Here is a 25,500-nt window from a genome sequence, read left to right on the forward strand (position 1 = left end):
CCCGGTCGCGGCGACGGTCCGCAGTATTTCGTCAACATGCCCATGACCTGGGGTTATCTTGCTTTCGACGGGTTCGCCGGTGGATTCGAGGCCGGCTGGATGCGGCCGTAACCGACCCGTAATCGCGCGACCTGGAACTTTCTGAAAATTCTCCGCGTGTCGCGAATTTTTACCCCAGCGTGTCGCGGTGTGGCGCGGCGGCACGGACACGCTCGGCACCGGTCGGCGACACGCGGAACAGGGCCGTAAGACACTCCGGAAGGGCCGCTGAGCCGGAAAAACACGTATGTGTAACTTCCACCCGGGAACGGGCACCCCCGCGCGCGAACGAGCCGCAAACGCAAACAGACCGGTCGCCTTCCAAAGGGGTAATCGGTCCCCGGCACGGCGGCGAGTCGCGGATGCATTCCGCCCGGGCGCGCGACGGCTCGCGTCGAACCCGGGCGGAACGGATCAGGACTGCAGGAAGGCGAATTCGTCGGCGAGCTTGTGCATCTTGGTGCGCATCGCCGCGACCGAGGGCCCGGCGCCGAGCAATTCCCGGGAGACGTTGGGGACCACGGCCGCGAACCGGTCGGACGGGATCAGCGCGCGGATCGACTCCGCTCCCCCGCCCTGGGCGCCGACGCCGGGCATCAGTACGGGACCGTTGAGCTTGCTCACGTCGACCGGCTCGGTGAGGGTCGCGCCGACCACGACGCCGACCGATCCGAATTCTTCCCCGGCGTTGCAACCGGCCGCCTCGTCGATCATGATCTGCGCGACACTACGACCGTCGGCCGCGCTGACGCGCTGCACCTGGGCGGCCTCCGGATTCGAGGTGGCCGCCAGGACGAAGACCCCGCGCCCGGCCGACCGCGCGGCGTCCAGCGCGGGTGAGAGCGCACCGAAGCCCAGGTACGGCGATACCGTCACCGCATCACTGGCCAGTGGACCGTCGCCCAGCCAGGCCCGCGCATAGGCGGCCATGGTCGAGCCGATATCGCCGCGCTTGGCGTCGGCCAGCACCAGCGTGCCCGCCTCGCGCAGCGCGGCGATGGTGTCCTCGAGCACCACGATCCCGCCGGAGCCGTACTCCTCGAAGAACGCCACCTGGGGTTTCACCAGCGCCACCCGGCCCGCGAACACCTCGACGCAGATGTCGGAGAACCGTTTCAGGCCCTCGACGTCCTCGCCGAGTCCCCAGGCACGCAGCAACTGCGGATGGGGATCGATACCGGCGCACAGCGGGCCCAGCCGGCCCATCGCGTCGGCCAGCCGCAGGCCGAACGGCGTCACCGGCTCGCCCCGGCGCCCGCCAGCTCGTCCCCGGCATGAGCGGTCGGTGTCTGCGCACCGGCGGCCCCGGATTCGGCGTAGGCGTCCTCACCGCCGTAGGCGAGCAGTTCGTCGGCCTGGGCGAGAACCTCGTCCGCGCGGGCCAGCACCGCGTCGGTGAGCGCGTCCGCCTCGGCGTCGGCGTCGGGCGCCGGCCTGCGCCCGATCGGCGGGATCGCCCGGAAACCGACCGTGCTGTAACCGCCGACGTTGCGCATCCGGCGGATGTCACCGCCTCCCGGCGGCGCCGCCTCCGCCGCGCCGAATCCCCGAATTCGCCGAGTCGTCGCCCGACCGGCCCCCGGGGGCCGGACTCCCGCGCCGAAACCGATGGCTCCCACCGTTATCTCTCCTCTTAGCCGCGCAATACGGCGTGCAGCTCCTGCAGCGAGCGCACCCCGATACCGCCGTTGATGGTTGCTTCGATGCCCTGTACGGCTGCAGCCGCACCCTGAACCGTCGTGATGCACGGAATGTTGGCGCCCACCGCGGCGGTACGAATCTCGTAACCGTCCACGCGGGGCCCGGAGTTACCGTAAGGCGTGTTGAACACGATGTCGATCTCACCGTCCTTGATCTGATCGACGATCGACGGTTCGATCGGCTCGCCGTTGCCGGACGCGGGCACCGGATCGGACTGCTTGCGCACCCGCTCACACGGAATCCCGTTGCGCCGCAACATCTCCGCGGTGCCCTCGGTGGCGAGGATCCGGAAGCCCAGATCGTGCAGCCGCTTGACCGGGAACACCATGGCCCGCTTGTCGCGATTGGCGATCGAGACGAACACCGTACCGGCGACCGGCAGCGAACCGTAGGCCGCGGACTGGCTCTTGGCGAAGGCGGTACCGAAATCGGCGTCGATACCCATCACCTCACCGGTGGACTTCATCTCCGGCGACAGCAGCGAATCGATGCCGGTGCCGTCAGGACGGCGGAACCGGTGGAAGGGCAGCACCGCTTCCTTCACCGCGACCGGGGCATCCATCGGCGCGTGCCCGCCGTCGCCCTCGGCGGGCAGCATGCCCTCCTTGCGCAATTCGGCGATGGTCGTGCCCAGCATCACCCGTGCGGCGGCCTTGGCCAGCTGCACGCCAGTCGCCTTGGAGACGAACGGCACGGTCCGGCTGGCGCGCGGATTGGCCTCGAGCACGTAGAGCACGTCGTCCTTGAGCGCGTACTGGACGTTGAGCAAGCCCTTGACGCCGATGCCCTTGGCCAGTGCGGCGGTCGAGCGGCGGACCGCCTCGATATCGCTGCGGCCCAGCGTGATCGGCGGCAGCGCGCACGCCGAGTCGCCGGAGTGGATACCGGCCTCCTCGATGTGCTCCATCACGCCGCCGAGGTAGACCTCCTCGCCGTCACAGAGCGCGTCGACGTCGATCTCGATGGCGTCTTCCAGGAAGCGGTCGACCAGCACCGGATGTTCCGGGCTCAGTTCGGTGGCGCGGGAGATGTAGCCCTCGAGCGAATTCTCGTCGTAGACGATCTCCATACCGCGCCCGCCCAGCACATACGACGGGCGGACCAGCACCGGATACCCGATCTCGGCCGCGATCTGCTTGGCCTGCTCGAACGTGGTGGCGGTGCCGTACTTCGGCGCGGGCAGACCGGCGGCGACCAGGACGTCGCCGAATTCGCCGCGATCCTCGGCCAGGTCGATCGCCGCCGCGGAGGTGCCGACCACCGGCACCCCGGCGTCGGTGAGCCGCTGCGCCAGACCCAGCGGCGTCTGCCCGCCGAGCTGCACGATCACCCCGGCGACCCGGCCCGACTCCGATTCGGAGTGGTACACCTCGAGCACGTCCTCGAAGGTCAGCGGCTCGAAGTAAAGGCGGTCGGCGGTGTCGTAGTCGGTGGAGACGGTCTCCGGGTTGCAGTTGACCATGACCGTCTCATACCCGGCCTGCGACAGCGTCTGCGCGGCATGCACGCAGGAGTAGTCGAATTCGATGCCCTGGCCGATGCGGTTGGGCCCGGAACCGAGGATGATCACCTTCTCGCGTTCGAGCTGCGGCGCGACCTCCGTCTCGGCGGCCGGATCGAGTTCGTAGCTCGAGTAGTGGTACGGCGTCTTGGCCTCGAATTCTGCGGCGCAGGTGTCCACCGTCTTGTAGACCGGCCGGATGCCGAGGCGGTGACGCAGTTCCCGCACTCCGTTCTCACCGGCCAGTTCCGGTCGCAACGCGGAGATCTGGCGATCGGACAGGCCGTTGTGCTTGGCGTAGCGCAGCAGCGGCTCGTCGAGCACCGGCGCCTGGGCGATCTCGGCGCGCAGCTCGACCAGTCCGGCGATTTCGGCAACGAACCACGGGTCGATGCCCGAGGCCTGCGCGACGTCCTCGATGCTCGCGCCCAGCCGCAGCGCGCGCTCCACCTGGTAGAGCCGGCCCTCGGTCGGCACGCGCAGATCGTCGAGGATCTCGGCGACATCGGTCCAGCGGCCGTCGGGCTGGGTCCAGAACCCGGCAGCCTTGGTCTCCAGCGAGCGCAGCACCTTGCCGAGCGCCTCGGAGAAGTTGCGGCCCAGGCTCATCGCCTCACCGACCGACTTCATGGTGGTGGTCAGCGTCGGGTCGGCGCCCGGGAACTTCTCGAACGCGAACCGCGGCGCCTTCACGACCACGTAGTCGAGCGTGGGCTCGAAACAGGCCGGGGTTTCCTTGGTGATGTCGTTGACGATCTCGTCGAGCGTGTAGCCGATGGCCAGTTTCGCCGCGATCTTGGCGATCGGGAAACCGGTGGCCTTGGACGCCAGCGCGGACGAGCGCGAGACGCGCGGATTCATCTCGATGACGATCAGGCGCCCGTCGCGCGGATCCACCGCGAACTGGATGTTGCAGCCGCCGGTGTCGACGCCGACCTCGCGCAGAATCGCGATACCGAGATCGCGCATCTTCTGATATTCGCGGTCGGTGAGGGTCATGGCCGGGGCGACGGTCACCGAGTCTCCGGTGTGCACGCCCATCGGGTCCACGTTCTCGATCGAGCAGACGATGACCACGTTGTCGCGGCCGTCGCGCATCAGCTCGAGTTCGTATTCCTTCCAGCCGAGGATCGATTCCTCGATGAGGACGTTCGCGGTGGGCGAGGCGGCCAGGCCACCGCCGGCGATGCGGTCGAGATCGTCGTCGTTGTAGGCCATACCCGAGCCCAGGCCACCCATGGTGAACGACGGCCGCACGACGACCGGGAAGCCCAGTTCCGCAACGGTTTCGCGCACCTCGTCCATGGTGTAGCACACCTTGGAGCGCGCCGACTCGCCGCCGACCTTGGCGACGATGTCCTTGAACTTCTGGCGGTCCTCACCGCGCTGGATGGCCTCGAAGTCGGCGCCGATCAGCTCGACGTTGTACTTCTCCAGCACCCCGTTCTCGTGCAGCGCCACCGCGGTGTTGAGCGCGGTCTGACCGCCCAGGGTCGCGAGGATGGCGTCGGGACGCTCCTTGGCGATGACCTTCTCGACGAATTCCGCGGTGATCGGCTCGACGTAGGTGGAGTCGGCGAATTCCGGGTCGGTCATGATCGTCGCCGGGTTGGAGTTCACCAGCGACACCCGCAGGCCCTCGGACCGCAACACCCGGCACGCCTGGGTGCCGGAGTAGTCGAATTCGCAAGCCTGGCCGATGACGATCGGCCCGGAGCCGATCACCAGGATGTGGTTCAGGTCGGTGCGACGTGGCATCAGGCTTCCTCCATCAAACCCGCGAAGCGGTCGAACAGGTAGGCGGCATCGTGCGGCCCCGCGGCGGCCTCCGGGTGGTACTGCACCGAGAACGCGCGACCGTCCACCAGGCGCACCCCCTCGACGGTGCCGTCGTTGGCGCAGGTGTGGCTGACCTCGGCGGTCCCGAACGGGGTGTCGAAGCGCTGCCCGGCCTCCCCTTCGAGCGCGAAGCCGTGGTTCTGCGCGGTGATCGAGACCGCGCCGGTGGTGTGATCGATGACCGGGACGTTGATGCCGCGGTGGCCGAACTTCATCTTGTAGGTGCTCAAGCCCAGCGCGCGGCCCAGGATCTGGTTGCCGAAGCAGATGCCGAACAGCGGAAGTCCTTCGCCCAGAACGGATTTGGTCAGCTCGACCGCATCGTCCTGAGTGGCCGGGTCGCCGGGGCCGTTGGAGAGGAAGACGCCGTCGGGCTTCAGCTCCTTGATCTGGTCCAGCGTGACGCCGGAGGGCACCACGTGCACCCGGATGCCGCGCTCGGCGAACATCCGCGGGGTGTTGGTCTTGATACCCAGATCGACCGCGACCACGGTGAACCGGTGCTCACCGGCGGGCTCGATGGTGTACACGCCGTCGGTGGAGACCTCCCCGGCCAGATCGGCGCCGAGCATCGAGGCCTGACCGGTGACCCGGCTCAGCAACTCCTCGGTCGAGGCCGCGGCGGCGTCACCGCTGAAGATGCCCGCCTTCATCGAACCGCGGGTGCGCAGGTGGCGCACCAGCGCGCGGGTGTCGATCCCGGCGATGCCGACGATGTGCTGACGCTCCAGCTCGTCCTGCAGGGTCGTGGTCGCGCGCCAGTTCGAGGCCCGCTTCGCGGGGTCACGGACCGCGTACCCGGCCACCCAGATGCGGTTGGACTCGTCGTCCTCGTCGTTCCAGCCGGTGTTGCCGATCTGCGGGGCGGTGGCCACCACGATCTGGCGGTGGTAACTGGGGTCGGTCAAGGTTTCCTGATAGCCGGTCATCGCGGTGCAGAACACCGCTTCGCCCAGCGTCTCGCCCTCGGCGCCGAACCGCCGGCCCCGGAACACCCGTCCGTCCTCGAGCACCATCACCGCGGCGCGGTCGCTCATTCGCTCACCTCGTTCACCAGAAATCCAGCCTTCACGTTTATTCGTCTCCCGTCGCCGCGCCGGTCTGTCCCGTCGCGGATATGGCCGTCCAGGCCGGATACACCGTCTTGTCGTCGCCGCGGAACCCGGTATCGACCTCGGTTCCAGTCGGCAGTTTCCAGCGAATAACCAGCACACCATTGTCGGTCATCACCTTGCCTGCGTGGCCGCGTTCGGTGCGGACCGCGGTGATGGACTCCTGCGGAATCCAGATCACCTCCGCGCCGTCGCGTTCCAGCAGGATCCCGCGTTCGAAGCGAGTCAGCTCCGCCGTGGCGCGGAAGCCCAGATCTCCGACCACGATGCGGTTCTGCCAGCTCGGAGCCAACGTGGTACCGGTGTACAGACCGGTCGTCGGCTCGAGCACCTGCGCGCCCAGATCCGCCGGCACCGTCGGCAGCTCCCCGACCGAGGAGGCCTGCTTCCGGGCCCGCACGAGCCAGGAGCGGTACATCAACCACAGGAACAGGACGAACAGGACAGCCAGCCCGATCACCCACAGTGTTCGCTCCATTATTGCCCTACTCTCCCCGCCAGGGCGGTCGTCACCACTCCGTCGCGGGCGGTGATCCGCCCGCGCAGCATCGTGGCGGCGACCTTGGCGGGCAGGGTCATCGCCTCGTACGGCGTGTTGTCGGAAATGCTCGCCAGCTCCCGCGCCCGCACGGTCCACGACGCATCCGGGTCGACGAGGGTCAGGTTGGCCGGTTCGCCGACCGCGATCGGGCGGCCCTGATCGTCGAGCCCGGCGATGCGGGCCGGGTTCTCGCTCATCACCTTCGCCACCCCGCGCCAGTCGAGCAGGCCCGGAGCGACCAGGGTCTCGACGATGATCGACAGCGCCGTCTCCAGCCCCAGCATGCCGGGACGGGCGGCGGCGAACTCGCAGCACTTCTCCTGTTCGGCGTGCGGGGCGTGGTCGGTGGCCACACAGTCGATCACCCCGTCGGCCAGGGCCTTGCGCAGCGCCTGGGCGTCGGAGGCCTCCCGCAGCGGCGGATTGACCTTGTTCACCGCGTCGTAGGTCTCCAGCCGCGAGTCGTCGAGCAGCAGATGATGCGGGGTGACCTCTGCGGTGATCGAAATCCCTTGCGCCTTGGCCCATTTCACCAGTTCGACGGTGCCGGCGGTGGAGGCGTGGCAGATGTGCACCCGGGCTCCGGCGTCGCGGGCCAGCAGCGCGTCGCGGGCCACGATCGACTCCTCGGCCGCGCGCGGCCAGCCGGCCAGGCCCAGCCGGGCGGCGTTCGGGCCCTCGTGCGCGACGGCGCCCTGGGTGAGCCGCGGCTCCTCGGCATGCTGGGCGATCAGCACGCCGAGAGATTTCGCGTACTCGAGCGCGCGGCGCATGATCAGCGGGTCGTAGACGCAGTGCCCGTCGTCGGAGAAGATCCGCACCCGGCCCTCACCGGCGGCCATGGTGCCCATCTCGGCCAGTTGCTTGCCTGCCAGGCCGACGGTCACCGCGCCGACCGGATGCACATCGACCAGCCCGACCTCCTGCCCGCGCCGCCACACGTGATCGGTGACGACCGAGGTGTCGGCCACGGGATAGGTGTTGGCCATCGCGAACACGGCGGTGTAGCCACCCAATGCCGCTGCGGCCGAACCGCTTTCGATGGTCTCGGTGTCCTCGCGGCCGGGTTCGCGCAGGTGGGTGTGCAGGTCGACGAAGCCGGGGAGCAGGATCCGGCCGTCCGCCTCCAGCACCTCGGCATCGGCGGCGACCTCGACGCCGTCGACGGCCGCACCGGATCGCGCGCCGAGCGCGACGATCACACCGTCGCGCACCAGCACGTCGACCGGCTCGCCCTCGCCGTAGGGCCGCACGCCCCGGATAACCAGATCGCTCACGCGCCCTCACCTTCCACGTCGAAGCTCATGCTCACGCTCATGCGGTGTCGATACGCATGAGTGGGGGCCTGCGGGGTTACGCAGGCTGCCGCCTCCGGCCCTGTACCACTCATGCGACGGCCTCCCCCGCGCCGACCAGCAGGCGGAACAGCACCGCCATGCGCATGTGCACACCGTTGGTGACCTGTTGCAGCACTGCGGCTCTGGGTGAATCGGCGACCGCCGAGGCGATTTCCATACCGCGCAGCATCGGACCCGGATGCAGGACGACCGCGTCGTTGTCGAGCAAGGCCATGCGCCGCTCGTTCAGTCCGTAGGCGATGGAATATTCGCGGGCCGACGGGAAGAAGCCGCCGTTCATCCGCTCGGCCTGCACCCGCAGCATCATCACCGCGTCCGCGCCGGGCAGCGCCGCGTCGAGCGAATGCGAGACCTGCACCGGCCACTGCTCGACCCCGACCGGCAGCAGGGTGCGCGGCGCGACGAGCACCACCTCGGCGCCGAGGGTGTCGAGCAGGAAGGCGTTGGACCGCGCGACGCGGCTGTGCAGGATGTCGCCGACGATCACGATGCGCTTGCCCGCCAGCTCGCCCAGCCGCTGCCGCAGCGTCAGCGCGTCCAGCAGGGCCTGGGTGGGATGTTCGTGCGTGCCGTCGCCGGCGTTGACGATCGCGGGACCGGTTCCGGTGTAGCCACCCGAACCGGCGTCCAATTCGCCGAACCAGCGGGCGATCTGATGGGCCGCCCCGGAGGACGGATGCCGCACGATCAGCGCGTCGGCGCCCGCGGCGTGCAGGGTCAGCGCGGTGTCGCGCAACGACTCGCCCTTCGACACCGAGGAGCTCGAGGCGCTGACGTTGATGACGTCGGCGCTCATCCATTTGCCCGCGACCTCGAACGAGACCCGGGTGCGGGTGGAGTTCTCGAAGAACACGGTCATCACCGTGCGGCCGCGCAGGGTGGGCAGTTTGCGGACCTCACGGCCGAGCAGCGCCTGTTCGAAGCGCTGGGCGTCGTCGAGGAGTTCGGTGGCGGTGGTGCGGTCGAGATCGGTGACCGAGAGCAGATGCCTCACCGCTCATCCCCCTGATGCAGATAGACGCCGTCGTGACCGTCGTGTTCGCTGAGCAGGACGGACACGTCCTCACTGCGCGAGGTGGGCACGTTCTTGCCGACGTAGTCGGCGCGGATCGGCAGTTCCCGGTGGCCGCGATCGACCAGCACCGCCAGCTGCACCGCGCGCGGGCGGCCCAGATCGCGCAGACCGTCCAGCGCCGAGCGCACGCTGCGACCGGAGAACAGCACGTCGTCGACGAGAACGACCAGCGCGTCGTCGATGCCGCCCTCGGGGACCGAGGTCCGTTCCAGCGGGCGATGCGGGCGGTTGCGCAGGTCGTCGCGATACAGCGTGATGTCGAGGGATCCGAGTGCGGGACGCACGCCGGAGAATTCCTCGATGCGATCGGTCAGCCGCGCGGCCAGGGTGGTGCCGCGGGTGGGGATGCCGATCAGCACCACCCGGGGCGCCTCGGGATCCGACGAATCCAGCGCGGTCTTCTCGATGATCTGATGCGCCATGCGCGCGATGGTCCGGCCGACATCGGGGGCGGACAACAGTTCACGCCCGGCGCGGACCCACTCGGGGTCGTGCCGCTGCGAATATTCGGCAGCGCTCGACCTGGCGGCCCGGTCTTCGGGCGCGACGCGGCCGCCGCGCTCTTCGGGCACGGCCATGCCGACCTCCTTCCCCGCCTCACCGGACGGTCCGTTAAAGGATGTCTTTTCGATGCCTGAGCGTAGCAGCGCCGCCCCGGCCTCCCGTCGGCGGGGGTCTCGCTGTGAGCCCCGCCACCTGCGGCTATGCCGACGCATCACGCAGGCGGCACAACCGTTGGCCGGGACTGTTTCATACAGCGTAAACCGGATGTGGGATGCTCGGAGGGTGAGCAACGAAGCCGACTTCACCGAGCCCCGCCGGATCACCTTCAGCGGCCACGGCGGCATCGCCCTGGCCGGGGAGAGCTGGGGGCCGGCCGACGGCCCGCTGGCGGTCTTCCTGCACGGCGGCGGCCAGACCCGGCACTCGTGGAAGGAATCGGGCGCCGCGCTGGCGAAGGTGGGAATGCACGCCGTCCTGCTGGACGCCCGCGGTCACGGCGAGAGCGACTGGGCTCCGGACGGCGACTACTCGCGCACGGCGATGACCGCCGACCTCCTGGACATCCTCGCCGAACTCGACCGGCCCGCGATCGTGGTCGGTGCGAGCATGGGCGGATTGACCGCACTGCTGGCGACCGCCCGCCCCGGCCGGGAGCGCATCGCCGGACTCGTTCTGGTCGATGTCGTGCCGCGCCCGGAGCACAAGGGCGTGGAACGAGTCATGAACTTCCTCGGCGGCCATCCCGAAGGCTTCGCCTCCCTGGAGGAAGCCGCCGATGCGGTGGCCGAATACCTGCCCCACCGCCGCCGGCCCCGCAACCCGGAGGGCCTGCGGCGCAATCTGCGGCTGCGCGAGGACGGGCGCTGGTATTGGCACTGGGATCCGGCGATGATGTCGAGCCGGCCGGAGGACATCGAGCTGCAGACCAGCGACCTCGAGGATGCGGCCCGCGCGCTCGAGATCCCGGTGCTGCTGGTGCGCGGACGACTGTCGGACGTGGTCAGTGAACAGGGCGTCGCCGACTTCCGCGCGCTGGTGCCGCAGATGGAGTATGTCGAGATCACGGGTGCCGCGCATACCGCCGCCAGCGATGTCAACGACGAATTCTCCGATGCGGTGGTCGATTTCGTGCGTGCACACCTGAGCTGATCCGGGCCGCCCGGATCGGCGCCGGACACCGGCACACCCCGATGCTTGAACATATGTTCGATAGAACGTAGATTCGAACGCATGTCGACACCGCTGCAGAGATCGCTGTTCGACGGCTTCGGCGATATCGAGCTGGGACCGCTGGACGGCGTGCGCCGCACCCAGCTGACCGAGGGTGCGTGGGTCGACCTGCTGCCGGGATGGTTGCGCGGAGCCGACGAACTGTTCGAACGGCTGGCCACTCGCGTGCCGTGGCGAGCCGACCGCCGCCCGATGTACGACCGCGTGGTGGACGTGCCCCGACTGCTGCGACATTACGGCGAGAACGAGCCCTGGCCGGATCCGATCCTGGAGGACGCCCGCGCCGCGCTCAGCGGCCATTACGGCCCGGAACTCGGCGAACCCTTCCGCACGGCCGGCCTGTGTTACTACCGCGACGGTGAGGACAGCGTGGCTTGGCACGGTGACACTATCGGCCGCGGTTCCACCCACGACACCATGGTCGCGATCCTGTCGATCGGCGCGCCGCGGGCCCTGCTTTTGCGGCCGCGCGGCGGTGGGGCGAGCATTCGCTTTCACGTGGGGCACGGCGATCTTCTCGTGATGGGTGGCTCCTGCCAGCGCACCTGGGAACATGCGGTGCCGAAGACGCGGCGGCCGGTGGGTCCGCGGATCAGCATCCAATTCCGTCCGCGCGGGGTCCGCTGACAAACCCGGCGACGGCGGATTGTCACCGCGGCCCGCTAGATTGGGCGGATGGAGTCCATCGGGGCGGGAATTCTGGCGGCCATGCCGTTGCACACACTCAGCGATGTGCACGGCGAGGAAGGGTTGCGGCAGCGGCTGCTGCTCGAGTCGCAGCGCAAACTGGCCGATCCCGAACGGGTCGACGCGGCACTGGAATTCGTGGCCTACCTGCACCGCGACGACAACTACGGCCGCGAGCCGTATCTGAATCATCTACTGCGAGTGGCGATCCGCATCGTGAGCCACTACGAGGTGCACGACACCGATCTGGTGCTCGCCGGACTCCTGCACGACGCGGTCGAGGATCACGCCACCGACCTGGTCGCCCTCCGCGGTGAGCAGGATCCGGACGAGGACTCCGCCGCGGCGGCACTCGCGGTGCTGACCCGGCGCTTCGGCGAACGCGTATCGAATCTCGTTGCGGCGGTGACCAATCCGGCTCACGATGCGGACGAGGACCGGCATATCCGATATCGCGACCACGTCGCCGCGAGCCTGGACCGCGATCCGTGGGCCCGGGTGGTGAAGATCTCCGACTTCACCGACAACGGTGTCGGCATCCTCTACGCCGACGAACAGGCCGTCATGTCGAAACTCGCCACCAAATACCGGCCGCTCACCGCGGTCTACCGCGAACTGATCACCCGTCCGGACACGCCACTGGCGCCGCATGTCAAGCAGCACATTCTCGAACAGCTCGACACCGCCGACGCCCGCTTCGACGTGATACTCGCCGCCGGGGACGACTGAGCGGTCAGCAGCGGTCGCGGCGCAGGATGAAGAAGTACGGGTCGTTCAGCCCGCGCATATCCATCACACCGAGCAGGGTGTCCTCGTCGACGCGACGGAAGATGTCGACGATGGGCAGATGGTCGTAGATCATGGCCGCGCTGACCTTGCCGCGGAATTCGATCTCGCGCAGGCGCGCGCGATAAGCGCGGGTCCGCAGCAGCGGGCGCAAGGCCGGCAGTATGCGCCGCGCCGCCCGGAATCCCGCCGCCGGCAGGGTTCCGGCCAGCCCCAGCGGCACCCGGCGGGGATCGACCGGAAAGATCCGTCCGTCCGGCCCGGCGAACAACAGCGGCTGCACCTCGTCGGGGGAGTCGAACTGCTTTCCGTACCAGCCGGATTCGACGAGCACACCGGCCCACGGATGTCCGGTGTCCAGTTCGTCGCCGGTCCAGCGGCCGGTGGTGATCTCGGTGACCGCGACCTCCGGCAGGCTGTCGTACAGCTGCCACGCCTGCTCCGGGGTCGCACGACCCGCGCGAAGCTCCGCCAGACGGGCCGTACCGGCACCAGCCATCCCTACCTCCTGGACCTCTCGCGGACCGTTCCGCCTCGGAAGGATGGCACACACCGGCCGGGACAACCTCAACACGTTCGGCCACGAAGACCTAGTTTCGGCCACTGTTTCCGTGGCCGTGACGCAGACCACGCACCGGAGGGCTGGACCTCGAGTGCGGTTGAGGAGCCAGACTCGCGAGCAGATCGGTTCCGGCCGATCGTCCGGACCATCAGGCTCCGGACGCGCCCCTGCCGCCCACGTACACCCCGGCAGGGGCGCACTGCTGTCGGCGCCACTCGGTAGGCTTTCGCCCATGCAGCCGAGCCTCGCACCCGATGTGGCCGCCGCCAACGATCTCACCGAAAAGTGGTGCGCTGCAGCGGGTTCCGGGGATTTCGTCCTGTCCGGCTGTGGGATCTGGCCGCTGCTCGCACTCCTGGCCGCGACGGCCGGCGAGCCGGCCCGCGGCGAACTCACCGCGGCGGCAGGCATTCCCGCGGGCTCCGCCCACGACGCCGCGATCACCCTGCTGCGCCGGATCGAGGCCGCCGAATCGGTGCGTGCGGCACTCGGAGTGTGGGTGCGCGACGATATCGCGCTACGCGACGAGTGGATTCGCACCCTGCCACCGGGGACGATCGCCGCGCTGCGCGGCCCGGACGGGCTCGACGACTGGGCGCGTCGCCATACCGACGGCCTGATCGACCGCTTCCCCGCCCAGATCGGCGCGGCGACCGCATGCGCGCTGGCCACTGCCGTCGTCGCCCGCACCGCGTGGCGGCAGAGCTTCCACGCCGATGTGCTGGAACCGTCGAGCGGTCCGTGGCGGGGCCACCGCGGGCCCGCCCTCGCCCGCTACAGCACCGACCTCGGCGACGCCGCCGTGCTGCTGGCCGGCACACCCGTCTCGCGCGTCGTGGTGCGCGGCGCGTCCGATCTGGATGTGCATCTGCTGCTCGGCGCGGACGGTGTCACCGCCCCGGCGGTGCTGGCGGCCGGGCTGAGGGCACTCGACGGTTCGGTGGAGACGCGACGGCCCGGACTCGGCACCGCAGCTCCCGGGCTCGAGATCCGGCAGGTGACCGCGGTATCAGACACCCTGCGAATCCAGGTGCCGCCCTTCGCCGTTCGATCCACCCACGACCTGCTGCACGCACCGGAGCTGTTCGGCCTGACCGCGGCGACCACCGCCGCGGACAATCCGTTCCCCGGCCTCTCGCCGGTCGCGCTGCGGGTGACGGCGGCCGCCCAGGACGTCTGCGCCCGGTTCACCGCCGACGGTTTCGCGGCCGCGGCCGTCACCGCGGTCCTCATGGAACCGACCGGCATGCCACCGGCGCCGGCCGCCGCGCTGATGATCGCGGTGAACTTCGACCGTCCCTTCGGCTTCCTCGGCGTCCACCGGCCCACCGGGCTGGTGATCGTGGCCGGCTGGATCGCCACTCCCGCGTCGTGAACCGCCCCGCTGGAGGCAAGCGGACCGGCACGCGCCGGCGTGCGCCGTGGTGCGATGATGGCCGGATGTCCGAACCGGTGGCGCCCGAGCGCAACGCGCGGGACCCGGAGCCGGAGGAAGCCTCCGCACCGCGTGTGCTGGACTGGATCCGCATCGCCGTCCTCGCGGCCGGTGTCCTGTGCGTGCTGACCGGATGGCTGCCGCGCGCCGACGCCGAGGCGAATATGCGCCGGATCGGACCGCTGCTGCTGTTCCTCGGCAGCGTCATCGTGCTGGCCCATCTGGCCCGGCGCGCACAGGTTTTCGACGTGATCGCCCATCGGATCGCGATCGCCGGGCGGGGGCGCTATCCGGCGCTGTTCGTGCTCTGCGTCGGCTTCGCGGCCGTGACGACGATGGTGCTCAACCTCGACACCACCGCGGTCCTGCTGACACCGGTCATGCTGGCCTTGGCCCGGCCCGCGCGGATTCCCCCGTTGCCGCTGGCCATGACGACGTTATGGCTGGCGAATACCGCGAGCCTGCTGCTGCCGGTGTCCAACCTCACCAATCTGCTCGCCGCCGACCGCATCGGACTCGATGCCACGGGCTTCGCGGCCAGAATGTGGCTGCCCCAGCTGATCTCGCTCGCCGCGACCATGGCGGCACTGTGGATCTGGTACTGGCGGCGCGGCCGCCGCGGCTCCGATCGCTACGTGGCACCGCCCCCGATCCGGCTGGAAAATGCGCGGGAACGGGCGCTGTTCGCCACGGCCGGCGGCGCCTGCGCCCTGTTCGTCCTGGCGATTCCGTTCGTCGGCGACCATATCGGCTACGCCGCACTCGCAGCGGCCGTCCTCGCGATCGCCGGATTCGCCGTGTTCGACCGCGATGCCCTGCGGCCGTCGTTGATCCCGTGGCAACTGCTGATCTTCGTGATCGGGTTGTTCCTGGTCATCCCGACTCTGGGCCGCTACGGACTCTCGGATCTGATGGCCGCGCTGATCGGCACGGATTCCGGTGCGGCCGGGGCCTACCGCGCGGCCGGGGCGGGCCTCGGGCTGTCGAATATCGTCAACAACCTGCCCGCCTACACCGCGGGTGAGGCGGTGATACCGCCCGAGCACCGAAACCAGTTGCTGTCCTTGCTGATCGGGACCAACGTCGGCGCGATCGCCACCCCGTGGGCCTCGCTGGCGACGCTGCTGTGCCTGGAGTTCTGCCGCTCCCACGCAGTCCGGGTGCCGCCGGTGCGGTTCGTCTGCACCGGGCTGGCGCTGGCGGTGGTCGCGACCGCGGGTGCGGTGGGCGGCGTTCTGCTCACGGGCTGACCACGGCGAGCACCACCTGCCGCACGGCCGCTCGCAATCTCGTACTCTCGCCCTCGCGCACCGCGGCGAGGGCGTAATCGCTGCCCAGCATGCCGAACAGCAGGTGGCCGACCGCCTCGGCGTCGAGGTCCGGACGCGCCTCGGTCAGCAGCTTCGTGATGTGCTCCGCCCAGGTGGCGTGGAATTCGGAGGTGCGCGGATGCGGGGGCACGCTGCGGTAGGCGGCGACCATCAGTTCGACGTTGTCGGCGACCATCGTGGCCATCGCGTCGAAGAAGGCGAGCAGCCGCTCCCCCGCCGGCGCGCCCGGACCCAGCGGCGGCGGACCGTCGGTGATCGCCACCCGCAGCGTTTCGGCCGGTTCGGCGACCATCGCGTGCAGCAGTCCGGCGCGCGAGCCGAAACGATGGAACACCGTGCCTTTGCCGACTCCCGCCGTGGCCGCCACTCGGTCCATGGTCACGGCCTCGGCCCCACCCTCGGCCAGCAGTGCCCGAGTCGCGTCGAGGATCGCACGGCGGTTGCGCACCGCATCGGCTCGTTCTCTGCGCTGCTGCGCCACTGTGCACTCCAGTCGTTGACAAACTTGACCGACGGTCCATATTCTTCCCGACGGAATACCTGGACCGTTAGTCAAGTTATGAGGTCGATATGCAGGCAATCGTAATGACCGGGGTCGGCGGCCCGGAGGTCCTCGTCGCGCGCGACGTGGACGAGCCCAGCCCTCAGCCCGGCGAGGTGCTGATCCGAGTGGAGGCGGTGCCCGTCCTGTACCCGGAGACGATGTTGCGTTCGGGCATGTACCCGACGCTGAAGCCGACGCCCACCGTGTTCGGGACCCAGGCGGTCGGCGTCGTCACCGCTGTCGCCGACGACGTCGACCCGGAATGGAAAGGACAGCGAGTCCTGTTGGCGCGCAACGACTTCGGCAGCTATGCCGAATGGATGTGCGCCCCCGCCGAATCCGCGGTCCGCATCCCGGACGGATTGTCGAGTGATGCCGCCGCGGCGGTCGCGATGAGCGGATCGGTGGCCCTCGCCCTGCTGGAGGCCGCGGCACTCACCGGAACCGAAACCGTCCTGATCGAGGCCGCGGCGACCGGCATCGGCGGTTACCTCACCCAGTTGGCGGCCCGATCCGGCGCCGCGCACATCATCGCCACCGCCGGCGGGGCGGCCAAAACCGAGCGCGCCCGCGAACTCGGCGCGCACACGGTCGTCGACCACCGCGATCCGGACTGGCCGCGGCATCTCGGCGAGCGCCTCGACAACACCACTGTCGACGTGGTTTTCGACTCGATCGGTGGCGAGAGCGCCGCGGCCGTCCTCGATCTCATGACTCCACTGCGGGGCCGGATGCTCGGCTACGGCTGGCTGTCCGGCGCCCCCGCCCAGGTAACGACCATGGATCTGATCATGCGCGGACTCACCTTCACCGGCTGCTCCGGACCGCAGTGGCTGGCCGGGGTGGCGGCGAAGCGGGCAGCGGCATTCGAACTCGCCGCCGCCGGCGATCTCACCGTGCTGATCGACAGCGTCCTACCGCTGGCGGATGCGGCCGAGGCCCATCGGCGGGTCGACGAGCGTGCGACCTTCGGCACGATCGTGCTGCGTCCCGAGACCGCCTGAGCGCAGGACCGCGCTCACTTCGGTTGCGCCAGACAGAATGTCGTCTGCGGATCCGACAGTGTGATCACACTGTCGGACTCCGGGCCGCACAGCGTGTCGTCGGATTGTCCGTCGATGCGCTGGGCGACACGGAAACTCGCCTCCGGGGATGTGCAGTCGGCGTACTTGTAGCCACTGAGCGGCGAATCCGCGTAGCACAGCCCCGCTTTGAAATTCGGCGCCAGGCACAGATATGCCAGCGTGCCGCCGTTGAGGGTTTCCTCGTACGAGGTGAAATCGGCGCCGCAGTCGACCTTGTCGTTGTGCACCTGCGCGACCTTGTAGACGGCCTTGTCGGAGGTGCAGGCGACCGGTTCGGTATCGGAATCGACAGCCGAGGCGTTGATCACGTTGATGCAGTCACCGACCTTGGCGCGGGCGGTATCGGATTTGTTGTGATCCTTCGCGACCTGGACCCCCTTGTCGACACCCTTTTCCACCGCCGAGCAACCGGTCGTGGCCAGGGTTACCGCCGCGACGATCGCCGGGGCGAGACGCAGCGCCGCACGCGCTGTCGCCGAATTGAACCGCATCCGTTCCACCTTTTCTAGGTCAAGTGACCGGAACAGTATGCGGGCCCGGCGGGGCTCCGGGAAATTTAGCGGGTTTGTCCGATTCAGGAGCGGGAGCCGCGAGCGCGACTCAGCCCGTGATCTCCCATTCGTGGATCGTCAGCTCGGAGGCACCGGTGGTGTGGATGGGATCGGTGAACACCAATTCCCGTGCGGCCGAGAGATCTTCGGCCAGCACCAGGTATGCCCCGCCGCTGCCGTCTGTGAAGCGGCCGGTGCAATCCAGCTGACCTCGCGCGCGCACGTCGGCCAGCCATTCGCGGTGCGGTTCGATGACCGCATCGGACCAGGCCGAGGTGCGCGTCGCGAGAACGAGATATTTGATCATCACTCCCCGCCGTCGCGGCGGGTCGCGGCCGCGGCGGCGCGTACCTGGTCGGCCAGCGACACGATGCGGCCGAGCACGCCGTTGACGAACGCGGGCGAATCGTCGGTCGACAGTTCCTTCGCCAGCTCGACGGCCTCGTCGACCGCCACCACGGGCGGAACGTCGTTGGCGTGGAACAACTCCCACACTGCCACCCGCAGAATGGCGCGGTCCACGGCGGGCAACCGGCCCAGGGTCCAGTCCTGCAGATAGGACTCGATGGTGCCGTCGACGCGGTCCAGATCGTCGGCGACGCCTTCGACGAGGGTGCGGGTGTAGGGATTTACCGGCGCGACCTGTTCGTCGCGGCCGGCCAGGTCCAGACGCTCCACGACCAAATCGGCCGGGTCGACGTCACGCGCCTCGGCCTCGAAGAGCAGATCCACGGCCCGGCGGCGGGCCTTGTGCCGGGCTCCGAGTTTCTTGTGGGTGGACTTCTTGTCCACGGGCTGATCAGCCACGATCACCATTATCCCGTTCGCAGTGTCGACGGCGGCGCGTGCGATACCGAAAGCCGGTACGCGCGCGCCGCCCATGGTTCCGGCGCCGGGCCGGTGGATCCGCCAGGATCAGGCGTTGACCCGGCCCAGGTAGCCGCCGTCGCGCGAGTCGATCTTCAGCTTGTCGCCGACGTTGATGAACAGCGGCACCTGCACCTCGGCACCGGTCTCCAGGGTCGCGGGCTTGGTGCCCGCGCTGGAGCGGTCGCCCTGCAGGCCGGGCTCGGTGTGGGTGACCTCGAGTTCGACCGTGACCGGAAGCTCGACATACAGCGGCGCGCCCTCGTGGGTGGCGACCTGCACGGTCATGTTCTCCAGCAGGAAGCCGGCGCCCTTGCCGATGGTCCGCTCGTCGATGCCGATCTGGTCGAAGGTCTCGCCGTCCATGAAGATGTAGTCCGACCCGTCGTGGTACAGGTAGGTCATGTCCCGGCGGTCCACGGTGGCGGTCTCCACCTTCACGCCGGCGTTGAACGTCTTGTCGACCACCTTGCCGGACAGCACGTTCTTCAGCTTGGTCCGCACGAACGCGGGACCTTTACCCGGCTTGACGTGCTGGAATTCGATGATCTGCTGGAGCTGACCGTCGATCTTCAGCACGAGGCCGTTCTTGAAGTCGCTGGTGTCCGCCACTGTCCTCGGATCTCCTTGTTAGTACTGTTCGACGTTCTGTAGGCCGGGCCGTAGGGCCCGGCCCGGTGGGGCAGCCGGGGTCAGTCGACCACGGTGAGGTCTTTGGTGGTGTGGGTGAGCAATTCCGGACCCCCCGCACGAACCACGAGCGTGTCCTCGATGCGAACTCCGCCGCGGCCGGGGAAATACACACCTGGCTCGACGGTCACCGCCACGCCATCCAGAAGTGTACCGGTCGCGGTTTTGGCGACCGGAGGCGCTTCGTGGATCTGCAGTCCGACGCCGTGGCCGAGGCCGTGCACGAACAGGTCCCCGTGCCCGGCCGACTCGATCACCGAGCGGGCCGCGGCATCGACCGCCGCGCACGACACACCGGGCTTCAGCGCCTCGCGGCCGGCCTGTTGTGCCTCGTACACGAGCTGATAGATCTCGCGCTGCCAATCGGTCGGCTCGCCGAGAACCAGGGTGCGCGTCATATCCGAGTGGTAGCCGCCGACCACCGCGCCGAAATCGAGCTTCACGAAATCACCGGCGGCCAGGATCGCGCCGGTCGGGCGATGATGCGGCACTGCGGAATTGGCGCCGGCGGCCACGATGGTCTCGAAGGCGATCGCGTCGGCGCCGTGCTCGAACATCAGCCATTCCAGCTCACGCGCGACCTGGCGCTCGGTGCGGCCCGGGCGCAGGCCCCCTCGTTCGAGCAGAGTGGCCAGCGCGGCGTCGGCGGCCGCACAGGCCGCCCGCAACTGCTCGACCTCGTAGTCGTCCTTGACCGTGCGCAGTTGCTCGACCAGACCGGGCGCGGGAACGAATTGGAGCCCGCTGCCCTGCTCGACGAAGCCGCGGTGCTGGTCCACCGTCACCACGTGGCTTTCGAAGCCGACCCGGCCGATCTGCCATTCCCCGGCCAGTTCGACCAACCGCCGCGCACTGGCGCGAGCGATCTCGGCGCGCACGTCGGGCACCTGTTCGCCGACCTGGGTGAGGTAGCGGCCGTCGGTGCAGATGACGGTCCGCTCCCCGTCCTCGCCCACCTGGCTGCCGTCCCAGGAGTGCACCAGCAGGGCGGCATTGGAACCGGTGAAGCCGGTCAGGTACCGGATATTCACCAGATCGGTCACCAGCAGGGCATCGACCCCGTTCTCCACCAACAGGTCTCGCAACCCGGCCCGACGCGCAGCGTGGTCGGGACGCCGGGCACCGTCATCAGCAGACATGGCTGCCACGCTACCGCTGTCGTGTTGCGAGGCCGTCACGCCGTCTCCCGCGCCCACGGCCGCGACCGGCGGCGAGCGGGTGTTACCCGCCGGGTGTTCACAACTGTTGCGGTTGTCCACATTTCAGGTTCGCGGGCAGGGGTGGGCTCTCGCCGAGGAGAGACGATGGCTGCCATGACCACCGCCGCCTACCTCACCCTGATCGTCTGGTGCGTTGCGCTCAGCGTGATCGATATCCGGAGCGAGCGCCTGCCCGATGCGCTCACCCTGCCGGGTGCGGCGGTCGTGCCGATGTTCGCGGCCTCGACCGGCCGTACCACCGCCGCGATCGCCGGTGCGCTGCTGCTCGCCGTGCCGTATCTGCTGACCCATCTGATCGCTCCGGCGGCCTGCGGGGCCGGAGATGTGAAATTGGCGCTCGGCACCGGTGCGGCCGCGGCGTGCGGCGGGCCGTCCTGCTGGGTGTGGGCCGCGATCGGAGCGCCCCTGCTGACCGCCTCGGCCGGGATCGGCGTGCTGGTCGCGGCAGGTGTGGCCGCTCGCGCCGCCGGCGACGCCGGCAGGCTGTTCGCGCGCGTCCGGGACGGCACCGCGATCGGGCCCGCGGCTCCCGGCGACCGCCCTGCCGCGCCCGGCGATTCGGACCGTCGTCGCGGTGTGTTCGGCGCCTCGCTCACCGTGCCCCACGGGCCCGCGATGTGCCTGGCTACCGTTGCGGCACTGTGGCCCACGGTGTAGCCGCGCGGACACCGATGTCCGGGGAACCGTTGTGACGTGGAAAGATGGAGGTCGTGTTGCGCTGGATTACTGCTGGTGAGTCTCATGGTCCCGCTCTTGTCGCCATCGTCGAGGGGATGGTGGCCGGTGTCGAGGTGACCTCGGCCGATATCGCCGCGCAACTGGCCCGGCGGCGACTGGGCTACGGGCGCGGCGCGCGGATGAAGTTCGAGGCCGACAAGGTCACCGTGATCGGCGGTATCCGCCACGGCAAAACCATGGGCGGCCCGGTCGCGATCGAGATCGCCAATTCCGAATGGCCCAAGTGGACCGAGGTCATGGCCGCCGACCCCGTCGACGAGGCCGAACTGGCCGAACTGGCCCGCAACGCTCCGCTGACGCGCCCGCGCCCCGGCCACGCCGACTACTCGGGGATGCTCAAGTACGGCTTCGACGACGCCCGCAACGTGCTCGAACGCGCCAGCGCCCGCGAAACGGCCGCCCGCGTCGCCGCCGGCACGGTGGCCCGGCAGTTCCTGCGCCAGGCCCTCGGCGTCGACGTCGTCTCCCATGTGGTCTCGATCGGCACCGCGGCGGCCCGCCCGGGTTTCGTGCCCACCGCCGCCGATCTCGAGGCCGTGGACGCCAGCCCGGTCCGCGCATTCGATCCCGAGGCCGAAACCGCGATGATCGCCGAGATCGAGGCCGCCAAGAAGGACGGCGACACCCTCGGCGGCGTCGTCGAGGTCGTGGTCACCGGACTGCCGGTCGGGTTGGGGTCGTTCGTCAGCGGCGAACAGCGCCTGGATTCGCGGCTGGCCGCGGCCCTGATGGGCATTCAGGCCATCAAGGGTGTCGAGGTCGGCGACGGATTCGAGACCGCACGTCGTCGCGGCAGCGCCGCCCACGACGAAATGCGTCCCGGCCCCGACGGGGTGCTGCGCTCCACCAACCGCGCCGGTGGCCTCGAGGGCGGTATGACCAACGGCGAAGCCCTGCGCGTGCGCGCGGCGATGAAGCCCATCTCCACCGTTCCGCGCGCGCTGTCCACCGTGGATATGGCCACCGGTGACGAGGCCGTGGCGATCCATCAGCGCTCCGACGTCTGTGCCGTGCCCGCCGCCGGTGTCGTCGCCGAGGCCATGGTGGCGCTCGTGGTCGCCCAGGCCGTCCTGGAGAAGTTCGGCGGCGATTCCCTCGCCGAGACCGTCGACAACCTCACGACGTACCAGAAGCGTGTCCAGACCCGCCCGCACATCCCGGGCGTCGTGGCGTCGGAGGCATGAATGGCTGATCCCGCGCGCGGCACCGCCCGGGTCCGGCGCCCGGGACAGCCGTCGTGATCGTTCGCAGCGACCCCAGCCGGCCCAGCGTGATCCTCATCGGCCCGCCCGGTGCCGGTAAGTCCACGATCGGGCGCAAACTCGCCCGCGAACTCGGCGTCTCGCTCTACGACACCGACGCCGGGATCGAACAGGACACCGGTCGCAGCATCCCCGACATCTTCGCCACCGACGGCGAACCGGAATTCCGGCGCATCGAGGAACGCGTCGTACGCCGCGCGATCCTCGCCGAACACGGCGTCGTCTCCCTCGGCGGCGGCGCGATCCTGTCCGCGGCGACGCGAGAATTGTTGCGCGGGCGCACGGTGGTGTACCTGGAGATCAGCGTGTCCGAGGGACTGCGCCGGACCGGGGCGTCGACGAATCGGCCGCTGCTCAACGGCGACGATCCGAGCGCGAAATATCGCGAACTGATGCGCGTGCGGCGCCCGCTCTACCGCGAGGTGGCCTCCATCCGGATTCGCACCGACGGCCGCAGCCCCGGCCGCGTCGTCCGTGCCATTCTGGCCAAACTCGGCGTCGAGCCGACCGAAACCCCGGCGCCGCAACAGGATTCGGCGAGCACCGAACCCACCGGCACTCGCCGCTCCCGTTCCCGGGGGCGCCGTCGCCGCACGCGCGCCGCGGCCGACGCCACCCAGCCCACAGCCACATCCGGCGAAACCGAAGCCGCACAGACGGATTCGCCCGAGACCGACCGCACTCAGCCGCGGCGCCGAGCACGGCGTTCCCGCCGCGGCGGCCGCCGGCACTCCCGCAACCGGACCGGCACCCCGCCCGAGACGGCGCCCATCGGGCCGGCCCCGGACCGCCCCACCGTCACCGCCGAACCGGCGCCGGGCAGTGCGGACGCGAAACCTCCTGCCGCACCGCCGAATGCACGGCCGGGACGGGTGCGCCGCACTGCCACCCGCGCCGCCGGCCCTCCCGGCACGAGCAACAATCCCGGCGCGACCGCGGCACCGCATCCGGAACCGGCGCGCCCGGTCCGCTCCGGCCCGAAGGCACGGCCGGCACCCGTAGCCGACGAAACATCGCCGCCCGCCGCACGTCTCGCGGGTGACGCCGCGCAGAACGCGCACGACGCGACGGCCGGGGCCGGTCGGTCCCGGCGCGCCCGCGCCCGCCGGGCACGCACACGACGAGCACTAGAGGAATCGGAGCAGCACACATGAGCGAGCCCACCCGCATCGAGGTCCGTACCGCCGATCCGTATCCGGTGATCATCGGCCGGGGGCTGCTGGGCGAACTGGTCGAGCAGGTCGCCCGCCATCCGGGAGTGCGGACAGTGGCGATCTTCCATCAGCCGCCGCTGACCGAGACCGCGGAGGCGGTGCGGCAGGCGCTGGCCGAGCAGGCCGTCGGCCCGCACGGTGACACCCTCGACGCGCATCGCATCGAAATTCCGGATGCGGAGGCCGGTAAGGATCTCCCGGTCGCCGGCTTCTGCTGGGAGGTGCTCGGTCGCATCGGCCTGAGCCGGCAGGACGTCGTGATCAGCCTCGGCGGCGGTGCGGCCACCGATCTGGCCGGATTCGTCGCCGCCACCTGGATGCGAGGCGTGAAGGTCGTCCACGTGCCGACCACACTGCTCGCGATGGTCGACGCGGCGGTCGGCGGCAAGACCGGAATCAACACCGAGGCCGGCAAGAACCTGGTCGGCTGCTTCCACGAGCCGTCGGCCGTGCTGGTGGATCTGGTCACCCTCGAAACGGTGCCGCCCAACGAGATCGTCGCGGGAATGGCCGAGATCATCAAGGCCGGATTCATCGCCGATCCGGTCATCCTCGATCTGATCGAACGCGACCCCGCCGCCGCCCTGGACCCGAAGGGCGATGTGCTGCCGGAGTTGGTCCGCCGCGCGATCCAGGTGAAGGCCGATGTGGTGGCCGCCGACCTCAAGGAGGCGAGCCTGCGCGAGATCCTCAACTACGGGCACACCCTCGGCCACGCGATCGAACGCCGGGAACGCTACCGGTGGCGCCACGGCGCGGCGGTGTCGGTGGGTCTGGTCTTCGCGGCCGAACTCGGCCGGCTGGCCGGGCGCCTCGACGACGCCACCGCCGATCGCCATCGCGCGATCCTGGAGAGCGTCGGCCTGCCGACCACCTATGACGCCGACGCACTGCCGCAGCTGCTGGAAAGTATGCAGACCGACAAGAAGACCCGCTCGGGCATTCTTCGATTCGTCGTTCTCGACGGTCTGGCCAAACCCGGACGCCTGGAGGGTCCCGACCCATCGCTGCTGGCCGCCGCCTACGCGACCATCGCCCGCGAGGACAGCCCAGCCGGCGGAATTCTGCTCTAGGACACGAAAATCCGGGCCGCGGAGACGATCCGCGGCCCGGATGAGCCGATCAGTCGGCGCTCAGGCCGGGGAGGCCGCCGCCGGAGGTACCGAGGATTCGCCCTTGCGCCGATCCCGGCCCACCAGGATGCGGCCGATCGCCACGCCGACCATCGCCGGAATGAAGATCATCAGCACGATGAACGAGGCACCGGCCGTCAACTCGAACAGCAGACCGTTGTCGCCGAGGTCGAACTTCGGCACGAAATCCAGCAGCCACGCCACCAGCCCGCTGCCCACACCACCGACCACGCCGGCCTTCAGCCACCGCATGGTGAGGTCGGCACCGCCGCGCTCCGGATCGGGATTGGCCCGCCGATCACTGCGACCGTCGATCAGCCCCCAGGCCACGCCCGCGACGACCAGCACGATCAAGCACAGGATGCGCATCCACGAGCCGTTGGTCGGCGAGTAGATCATGCCGAAACCCAGCAGGGTTCGCAGTACGACGGTCAGCGCACCCAGGACTATGGCGCGCAACACCCACGAATTCATGTCGATCACCTTAGCCTGTGT

Annotated in this window: 25 protein-coding genes and 1 pseudogene; 10 read left to right on the plus strand and 16 right to left on the minus strand. The window is 69.5% G+C overall.

Translation table 11 applies throughout. The annotated features are described in order from the left end of the window. Positions 1-453: 453 nt before the first annotated feature. The 8 genes from pyrF to pyrR form a co-directional block, all read right to left on the minus strand. On the minus strand, positions 454-1,278 hold the full coding sequence (pyrF, locus tag C8258_RS01815; protein ID WP_036502638.1) for an orotidine-5'-phosphate decarboxylase: 825 nt from the start codon (positions 1,276-1,278) through the stop codon (positions 454-456). Next, on the minus strand, positions 1,275-1,658 hold the full coding sequence (locus C8258_RS01820) for a hypothetical protein (protein ID WP_106953562.1): 384 nt from the start codon (positions 1,656-1,658) through the stop codon (positions 1,275-1,277). The genes pyrF and C8258_RS01820 overlap by 4 nt, the downstream gene beginning before the upstream one ends. Before the next feature lie 14 nt (positions 1,659-1,672). Next, a complete protein-coding gene (gene carB, locus C8258_RS01825; RefSeq protein ID WP_106953563.1) occupies positions 1,673-4,999 on the minus strand; it encodes a carbamoyl-phosphate synthase large subunit in 3,327 nt (1,108 codons plus the stop codon). Next, a complete protein-coding gene (gene carA / locus C8258_RS01830) occupies positions 4,999-6,117 on the minus strand; it encodes a glutamine-hydrolyzing carbamoyl-phosphate synthase small subunit (RefSeq protein WP_063009054.1) in 1,119 nt (372 codons plus the stop codon). The genes carB and carA overlap by 1 nt, the downstream gene beginning before the upstream one ends. Before the next feature lie 37 nt (positions 6,118-6,154). Then, entirely contained in the window at positions 6,155-6,670 is a 516-nt protein-coding gene (locus C8258_RS01835; protein WP_036502645.1) for a hypothetical protein, read from the minus strand. After that, on the minus strand, positions 6,670-8,010 hold the full coding sequence (locus tag C8258_RS01840; protein ID WP_106953564.1) for a dihydroorotase: 1,341 nt from the start codon (positions 8,008-8,010) through the stop codon (positions 6,670-6,672). Before C8258_RS01840 ends, C8258_RS01835 begins: the two co-directional genes overlap by 1 nt. A gap of 109 nt (positions 8,011-8,119) precedes the next feature. Next, complete coding sequence (locus C8258_RS01845; RefSeq protein WP_106953565.1) at positions 8,120-9,085, minus strand: aspartate carbamoyltransferase catalytic subunit; 966 nt, start codon at positions 9,083-9,085, stop codon at positions 8,120-8,122. Further along, positions 9,082-9,744 carry a bifunctional pyr operon transcriptional regulator/uracil phosphoribosyltransferase PyrR gene (pyrR, locus tag C8258_RS01850; RefSeq protein WP_036502651.1) on the minus strand — a complete coding sequence of 221 codons (663 nt, stop codon included), beginning with the start codon at positions 9,742-9,744 and terminating at the stop codon, positions 9,082-9,084. Before pyrR ends, C8258_RS01845 begins: the two co-directional genes overlap by 4 nt. A 208-nt stretch (positions 9,745-9,952) precedes the next feature. On the opposite strand from pyrR, the gene C8258_RS01855 reads away from it, so the two are divergent. The 3 genes from C8258_RS01855 to C8258_RS01865 all read left to right on the plus strand — a co-directional run bounded on the left by C8258_RS01855 (position 9,953) and on the right by C8258_RS01865 (position 12,316). Further along, on the plus strand, positions 9,953-10,819 hold the full coding sequence (locus C8258_RS01855; protein WP_233224815.1) for an alpha/beta fold hydrolase: 867 nt from the start codon (positions 9,953-9,955) through the stop codon (positions 10,817-10,819). An 81-nt stretch (positions 10,820-10,900) separates the two neighbouring features. Then, entirely contained in the window at positions 10,901-11,527 is a 627-nt protein-coding gene (locus C8258_RS01860) for an alpha-ketoglutarate-dependent dioxygenase AlkB (RefSeq protein WP_106953567.1), read from the plus strand. Positions 11,528-11,575: 48 nt separating this feature from the next. Next, positions 11,576-12,316 (plus strand): HD domain-containing protein, encoded by a 741-nt coding sequence (locus tag C8258_RS01865; RefSeq protein ID WP_106953568.1) that lies wholly within the window; start codon positions 11,576-11,578, stop codon positions 12,314-12,316. Between the two features lie 4 nt (positions 12,317-12,320). Here the strand turns inward: C8258_RS01865 and C8258_RS01870 are convergent, their stop codons facing one another. Further along, on the minus strand, positions 12,321-12,872 hold the full coding sequence (locus C8258_RS01870; protein WP_106953569.1) for a DUF4334 domain-containing protein: 552 nt from the start codon (positions 12,870-12,872) through the stop codon (positions 12,321-12,323). Positions 12,873-13,167: 295 nt separating this feature from the next. Here C8258_RS01870 and C8258_RS01875 point away from each other — a divergent pair, with 295 nt between their 5' ends. Further along, positions 13,168-14,310, plus strand: coding sequence for a serpin family protein (locus C8258_RS01875; RefSeq protein ID WP_106953570.1), 1,143 nt, complete (start codon positions 13,168-13,170; stop codon positions 14,308-14,310). A 65-nt stretch (positions 14,311-14,375) separates the two neighbouring features. Next, positions 14,376-15,620 (plus strand): SLC13 family permease, encoded by a 1,245-nt coding sequence (locus C8258_RS01880; protein ID WP_106953571.1) that lies wholly within the window; start codon positions 14,376-14,378, stop codon positions 15,618-15,620. On the opposite strand, the gene C8258_RS01885 is transcribed toward C8258_RS01880, so the two are convergent. After that, positions 15,610-16,182, minus strand: coding sequence for a TetR/AcrR family transcriptional regulator (locus tag C8258_RS01885; RefSeq protein ID WP_106953572.1), 573 nt, complete (start codon positions 16,180-16,182; stop codon positions 15,610-15,612). The two genes, C8258_RS01880 and C8258_RS01885, sit on opposite strands and share 11 nt — an antisense overlap. A gap of 89 nt (positions 16,183-16,271) precedes the next feature. Here C8258_RS01885 and C8258_RS01890 point away from each other — a divergent pair, with 89 nt between their 5' ends. Continuing rightward, a complete protein-coding gene (locus C8258_RS01890; protein ID WP_106953573.1) occupies positions 16,272-17,249 on the plus strand; it encodes a zinc-binding dehydrogenase in 978 nt (325 codons plus the stop codon). A gap of 14 nt (positions 17,250-17,263) precedes the next feature. Here the strand turns inward: C8258_RS01890 and C8258_RS01895 are convergent, their stop codons facing one another. The 5 genes from C8258_RS01895 to C8258_RS01915 all read right to left on the minus strand — a co-directional run bounded on the left by C8258_RS01895 (position 17,264) and on the right by C8258_RS01915 (position 20,577). Further along, positions 17,264-17,821, minus strand: coding sequence for a hypothetical protein (locus C8258_RS01895; protein ID WP_036502719.1), 558 nt, complete (start codon positions 17,819-17,821; stop codon positions 17,264-17,266). Between the two features lie 109 nt (positions 17,822-17,930). Next, positions 17,931-18,188 carry a YciI family protein gene (locus tag C8258_RS01900; protein ID WP_106953574.1) on the minus strand — a complete coding sequence of 86 codons (258 nt, stop codon included), beginning with the start codon at positions 18,186-18,188 and terminating at the stop codon, positions 17,931-17,933. Further along, positions 18,188-18,697, minus strand: a complete 510-nt coding sequence (nusB, locus tag C8258_RS01905; protein ID WP_051024705.1) for a transcription antitermination factor NusB — start codon at positions 18,695-18,697, stop codon at positions 18,188-18,190. The genes C8258_RS01900 and nusB overlap by 1 nt, the downstream gene beginning before the upstream one ends. Before the next feature lie 99 nt (positions 18,698-18,796). Beyond that, positions 18,797-19,360: an elongation factor P gene (gene efp / locus C8258_RS01910; RefSeq protein ID WP_036502667.1), complete on the minus strand. Its 564-nt coding sequence runs from the start codon at positions 19,358-19,360 to the stop codon at positions 18,797-18,799. A gap of 80 nt (positions 19,361-19,440) precedes the next feature. Further along, on the minus strand, positions 19,441-20,577 hold the full coding sequence (locus C8258_RS01915) for a Xaa-Pro peptidase family protein (RefSeq protein ID WP_106954002.1): 1,137 nt from the start codon (positions 20,575-20,577) through the stop codon (positions 19,441-19,443). A gap of 165 nt (positions 20,578-20,742) precedes the next feature. Here C8258_RS01915 and C8258_RS01920 point away from each other — a divergent pair, with 165 nt between their 5' ends. From C8258_RS01920 to aroB, 4 genes and pseudogenes are all read left to right on the plus strand, one after another. Beyond that, positions 20,743-21,315, plus strand: coding sequence for a prepilin peptidase (locus C8258_RS01920; protein ID WP_233224816.1), 573 nt, complete (start codon positions 20,743-20,745; stop codon positions 21,313-21,315). Between the two features lie 44 nt (positions 21,316-21,359). After that, positions 21,360-22,580, plus strand: coding sequence for a chorismate synthase (gene aroC, locus C8258_RS01925; protein WP_106953576.1), 1,221 nt, complete (start codon positions 21,360-21,362; stop codon positions 22,578-22,580). 56 nt (positions 22,581-22,636) lie between these two features. After that, a pseudogene (locus C8258_RS33070) lies at positions 22,637-23,152 on the plus strand (shikimate kinase); the annotation flags it as partial. Between the two features lie 656 nt (positions 23,153-23,808). Next, complete coding sequence (gene aroB / locus C8258_RS01935) at positions 23,809-24,945, plus strand: 3-dehydroquinate synthase (RefSeq protein ID WP_106953577.1); 1,137 nt, start codon at positions 23,809-23,811, stop codon at positions 24,943-24,945. Between the two features lie 60 nt (positions 24,946-25,005). Here aroB and C8258_RS01940 read toward each other — a convergent pair whose 3' ends face one another. Then, entirely contained in the window at positions 25,006-25,479 is a 474-nt protein-coding gene (locus tag C8258_RS01940) for a B-4DMT family transporter (RefSeq protein ID WP_233224817.1), read from the minus strand. Between the last annotated feature and the right edge of the window lie 21 nt (positions 25,480-25,500).

Source organism: Nocardia sp. MDA0666 (assembly GCF_003023875.1).
GTDB lineage: Bacteria > Actinomycetota > Actinomycetes > Mycobacteriales > Mycobacteriaceae > Nocardia > Nocardia aobensis.